The organism is Xenorhabdus sp. PB61.4 (assembly GCF_963894935.1).
In the GTDB taxonomy this organism is placed as follows: Bacteria; Pseudomonadota; Gammaproteobacteria; order Enterobacterales; family Enterobacteriaceae; genus Xenorhabdus; species Xenorhabdus stockiae.
Genome location: NZ_CAWQJR010000075.1, coordinates 1 through 4681, shown reverse-complemented (window position 1 = coordinate 4681; position 4681 = coordinate 1). Strand labels below are relative to the sequence as shown.

Annotated in this window: 4 protein-coding genes; all 4 read right to left on the bottom strand. The window is 34.0% G+C overall.

From position 1 onward, the window contains the following. The coding region (locus tag AACX68_RS05255) for an FAD/NAD(P)-binding protein (RefSeq protein WP_228860769.1) at nucleotides 1-1446 on the bottom strand (1446 nt) is incomplete at its 3' end. Between the two features lie 2 nt (nucleotides 1447-1448). Then, nucleotides 1449-2015: a 3-isopropylmalate dehydratase small subunit gene (gene leuD / locus AACX68_RS05250; RefSeq protein WP_228860768.1), complete on the bottom strand. Its 567-nt coding sequence runs from the start codon at nucleotides 2013-2015 to the stop codon at nucleotides 1449-1451. Nucleotides 2016-2019: 4 nt separating this feature from the next. Continuing rightward, complete coding sequence (locus AACX68_RS05245; RefSeq protein ID WP_228860767.1) at nucleotides 2020-3429, bottom strand: 3-isopropylmalate dehydratase large subunit; 1410 nt, start codon at nucleotides 3427-3429, stop codon at nucleotides 2020-2022. Next, nucleotides 3430-4650: an MFS transporter gene (locus AACX68_RS05240; RefSeq protein ID WP_228860766.1), complete on the bottom strand. Its 1221-nt coding sequence runs from the start codon at nucleotides 4648-4650 to the stop codon at nucleotides 3430-3432. Nucleotides 4651-4681 lie beyond the last annotated feature (31 nt).

Below are 4681 nucleotides of genomic sequence, written 5' to 3'. Positions count from 1 at the left end.
ATATGAAATATCCATGTTAGGAGGAATAATAGTAACAACTCCTGATTTAATAAGTGCAATTAATTGTTTTATTCTAAACAATGGTGGGCCAGCAGATAGCAAAGTAATAATGGGTAAATATTCGTATAAGAATAGTTTATGATCATTAGGAGATAAACCACCAAAATCTACTGCAGCTCTGATATTATCTCTTGAGTTTCTTAAAACATCTAGCGCTGATTTTAAAGGGGAGCTGATATTACCTCTTTCAGCTTCAGATAAATCATCGCTTAACAACGAAACTAGACTATTTTCCCATTCTTCTATATTATCAAATTTCTTTTTACTAAAAGGCCTAGCTAGTGTTTTTAGATTTAAAGATAAAACTTCTCTTCCTAATATTTTAGATGCAATTAGTGATAATTTTTTACTATCTTCAATATTTTCATTGACAATGGTAGAAGTAAAATTTTCAGATGAATTAATTCCTATTTCATTAATAATGATCTGATTGAAGTAAACATAGTTAACTTCAGATTCGAGAAGTTTCCAGATATCTTCGATAAAATCTAAATTGTTTTTTCTCCTACTTCTTAGATTTTTTACCTTAGAAAGAGTAAATATTCTATGTTCATGTTTATAGTCTGATGATTTTTCATTTTTTCCACGGGCAAGAATAGGGAGTCCACTTCGGGAACCACAATATAAATTTGGTTCTAATTTTGATGGAAGATAAATAAACTCACCATTTTTTTCAATGAATTTTCCTCCCCGACCCTCTGTAAGCTCTGAGATAATATCAAAAAATGATAATCCTAGCCCTATAATCCCAATGTTTTCATTAGGTTTTATGCTGGAGAATACCATTTCACTGGCATAACCATTACCAAAAAAATTAATTTCTGTACTTCTTTCAGCAAAATTAGATAGTTTATTTATTTTATCTGAATATTCATTTTTAGAATGCCCAGTAGTAAGGATTATGGCATTACTTTTCCATTTTAGATGGTTTTTAGAAACGACATAGTATCCGTCATTATCTTTTTCTATATCTACTACTAAATCGTTACGTTCGATGAGTTTGATGCCAATAGGCAAGTGTTTTTTAATGGTTTTATAAACAAATTCTAAATATTTTCCGTAATATTTACGAGGAGCATATCCTTTATATTTTTCAAAATCATTAAATTCATTCCTCCACCATTCAGCGAAAGATGGCCCATGTCCTGGGCGTGCTTCATCTATAGATCCATGTCCTGAAAATGCTGATATTTCAGTAGATAGAGTATTCATGATATAATTTTCGCTTTGTGAACTATCCCAAACTCTACCTTGGCCTATTTTATGGTAATCAACAAGAATAATATCTAAATTATACTTTTCCGGATTGTCATTAAGGCGTGTAACTAATCTCTCCAAAACAGACATTCCACGTGGACCACTTCCAATAATTGTAATTGTATTCATAGTTATTTTTCGTTATTAATTTCAAATTTTTCTATTGTATGTAAATAAGTCAGAGTGTCTTTTATATCATCCAAGTCTTCTATGTATCTTTTTTTCACAATAGGATCAATTGTTAACTTGAATTCTATATCTTTGGCAATAACTATTTCGTGGTGTAAATCGATAGATATTTCCATATAATAATCGTCAAAAAGCATTTCCCAAATAATTTCAATATCACTTTCATTCAATATTATTGGTAAAAGATCGTTAATAGAAGCGTTCTTATAAAAAATATCACCAAAACTGGGAGCAATAATGACTTTAAATCCCCAATCTTTTAATCCCCAAACAGCATATTCACGCGAAGAACCTGTTGCAAATTCACGTCCAGTGACAAGAATAGTAGCTCTTTGGTAGTTTGGATTATTCATGATGAAATTAGCATCTTCACGCCAATCACCAAATACAGAATTATCATGACCACGTCGAGTATGGCGATAACAGAATCTGGCAGGCATAATTTGATCTGTATCGATATTGTTTTTAACAAGTGGCATACCTCTGCCACGATAAATATTTCGAATCATAATGTTATTTTCCGATATCCGATGGTGTTGAGATAAAACCTTGGATCGCAGTAGCAGCAGCAATCGCAGGAGAAGCAATATGTGTACGAACCCCCGTTCCTTGACGTCCCTCAAAATTACGATTACTTGTCGATACTGTTCTTTTGTTGGCATCTAACTTATCGGTATTTAAACCAACACATAAAGAACATCCTGAAAGCGAACGAAAATCAGCACCAGCGCCCTCAAATATTTTATCTAATTCTTCATCAAGAGCTTGTCTGAGAACGGCCATAGAACCGGGTACAATTAGCATGTGAACATCATGATGAACTTTATTATTTTTTAAAATTTCAGCAACAATTCTTAAATCTTCTATACGGCCATTAGTGCAAGATCCGACAAAAACGTTTGTTATTTTTAAGGTTGAAATATTTTGACCTTCATTTAATTTCATATATTTTAAGGCTTGTATTGCAGCAATATTCTCACTTGTATTTTTTATATCTTTTAGGAAAGGAATATGCTCTCCTACAGGTACTGATTGAGAGGGATTAGTACCCCAGGTAATTCTATTCCTTACTGTTGATGCATCGATTTCAATATATTTATCAAAGACAGCACCTGAATCAGTAGCATATGACAACCACATATCTATTGTTTTTTGTTCGATATGCTCTCCTTTCAGCGCAAAAGCTTTTTTTAAATATTCAATGGTTTTTTCATCAGGAGAGATAATTCCTGCACTGGCTCCTGCTTCTACACTCATATTACACAGTGTCATTCTTTGTTCCATTGAAAGGGATTTGATGGCATCTCCTCGATATTCAATTACATAGCCTTGGCCTCCACCGGTTCCAATTTGGTTGATGATAGTCAGGGCTAAGTCTTTAGCGCTCGTGCCTTCAGGAAGCTGTTTACTAACTTCAATGCACATAGAGCTAAAGGGAATGGCTCGTAGTGTTTGTGTTGCGAGAACATGCTCCACTTGGCTTGTTCCAATACCAAAAGCAAGTGCCCCAAAAGCGCCATGAGTAGTGGTGTGAGAATCACAACAAACTACGGTAGAACCAGGTAAAACTCTACCTTGTTCAGGTGCAATGACATGTGTGATGCCTTGGTTATGATCACCTAACTTATTTTGTTCTATTCCGTGTTTATTGCAATTTTCTCTGAGTAAACGTATTTGAGTCCAAGTTGCTGTATCTTCATCTATATCTAAAATAGACGTTGTTGGGGTATTGTGATCTTCCGTCGCTAGTGTTTTATCGGGTCTTCGTACTGCTATTTTTTTATTATTTATGCTTTCAAAGGCTTGAGGTGTATTTATCTCATGGAGAAGATGTAAATCGATATAAAGTAAAACTTCATCTTTTCCTAATGATTTTACACTATGAGATTCCCATATTTTTTGAGAGATGGTTTTTTTAGACATTTATATTTCACTATTAAGTTTGAGTTTTTTTAATTTTTCATTATCTATGAGACATAAAAGAGAAACTAGCGTTAACAAACCGACAATACCCCAAACAATAGTCCAGTTATAGTAATCTAAAATACGGGAGATCATTATTGGTGTTAAAAATGAGGATATAAACACCGTTGTTCCAATCATACCAAGTGCTGTGCCTGCTCGCTCAACACCAGCTTTAACGGCGGTTTCTGTATAGGCAATACCATGCCAAGCATGACCAAAAAGCCCAGTTAGAATAAGTAAAATGATTCCAAGAATAGTACTGTCTACGAAAATGCAAAGTATTAATGAAGAAATACCCCCTAAAACTGACAGTTGCTTTATTAATTGAATTCTATTCTTGTTTTTATCAGTGTAATAACCTGACCAAATTCGTAATGCACCACCACCGATCTGAACACCGATGAGAATGAACGCTATAAGGGATAAATTTATATGTAAAATATCCTTCATATAAACACCACCAAAAGTTAGTACAGCCATTTGTGGTACAGTAAGAAAACCTGCGGCAAGTGTTACTTTCCACACTTCTATCTTTTTCAGAGGTGACTTTATGTTGAAATTTGTAGGATGAGTATTTCTTATTTCAGCATGTTTAGAATTAACGAAAATTAATACAAAAATACCTACAGAAAGCCCAGTAATAGCCAAAATAATAAATGTGATTTGAAAACCATAAGAATAGGCTATCCAAGGTAATAATCCTGTTCCAATTGCTCCGCCTATAGGAATTGCGGTTTGGCGAATACTCATTGCGAAACCACGTTCAGTATCATCAAACCAAGACATGACGGTACGCCCTGAAGAAGAGTTAATGCTACCACCGAATGCACCAGCAGCCATTAATGCGATACTAAGGTGCAAATAATTAACAACTTCACTGTTTTCTGGTGTCAAAAAGAATGAAATATAGGTAAAAGCACTTGCAGATAACCATAAACCAAGAATTAATACTGTTTTATCGCCAAGTTTATCTGTAAGCATTCCCCAAAATATTTCTGAGATAGCAACTCCTAACCCCATAGCACCTAAAACAACTCCTAGACTGAAGAGAGAAAAGTGATAATCATCTCTCATCAAAATACCTGTTACTGGTATTCCTGCGAAACCCATTGCAAATGTTGCTTGCGCTAACACACCAACAATTAGGATAAACCATCTATAACTACTTTTATTATTCATTACTATTACCAAAGTAGATTAAAAAGTATTC

What these genes read in the sequence shown, in the direction of transcription:
- leuD (WP_228860768.1), bottom strand. Translation starts at nt 2,015, where the DNA reads ATGATTCGAAATATTTATCGTGGCAGAGGTATGCCACTTGTTAAAAAC.
- AACX68_RS05245 (WP_228860767.1), bottom strand. Translation starts at nt 3,429, where the DNA reads ATGTCTAAAAAAACCATCTCTCAAAAAATATGGGAATCTCATAGTGTA.
- AACX68_RS05240 (WP_228860766.1), bottom strand. Translation starts at nt 4,650, where the DNA reads ATGAATAATAAAAGTAGTTATAGATGGTTTATCCTAATTGTTGGTGTG.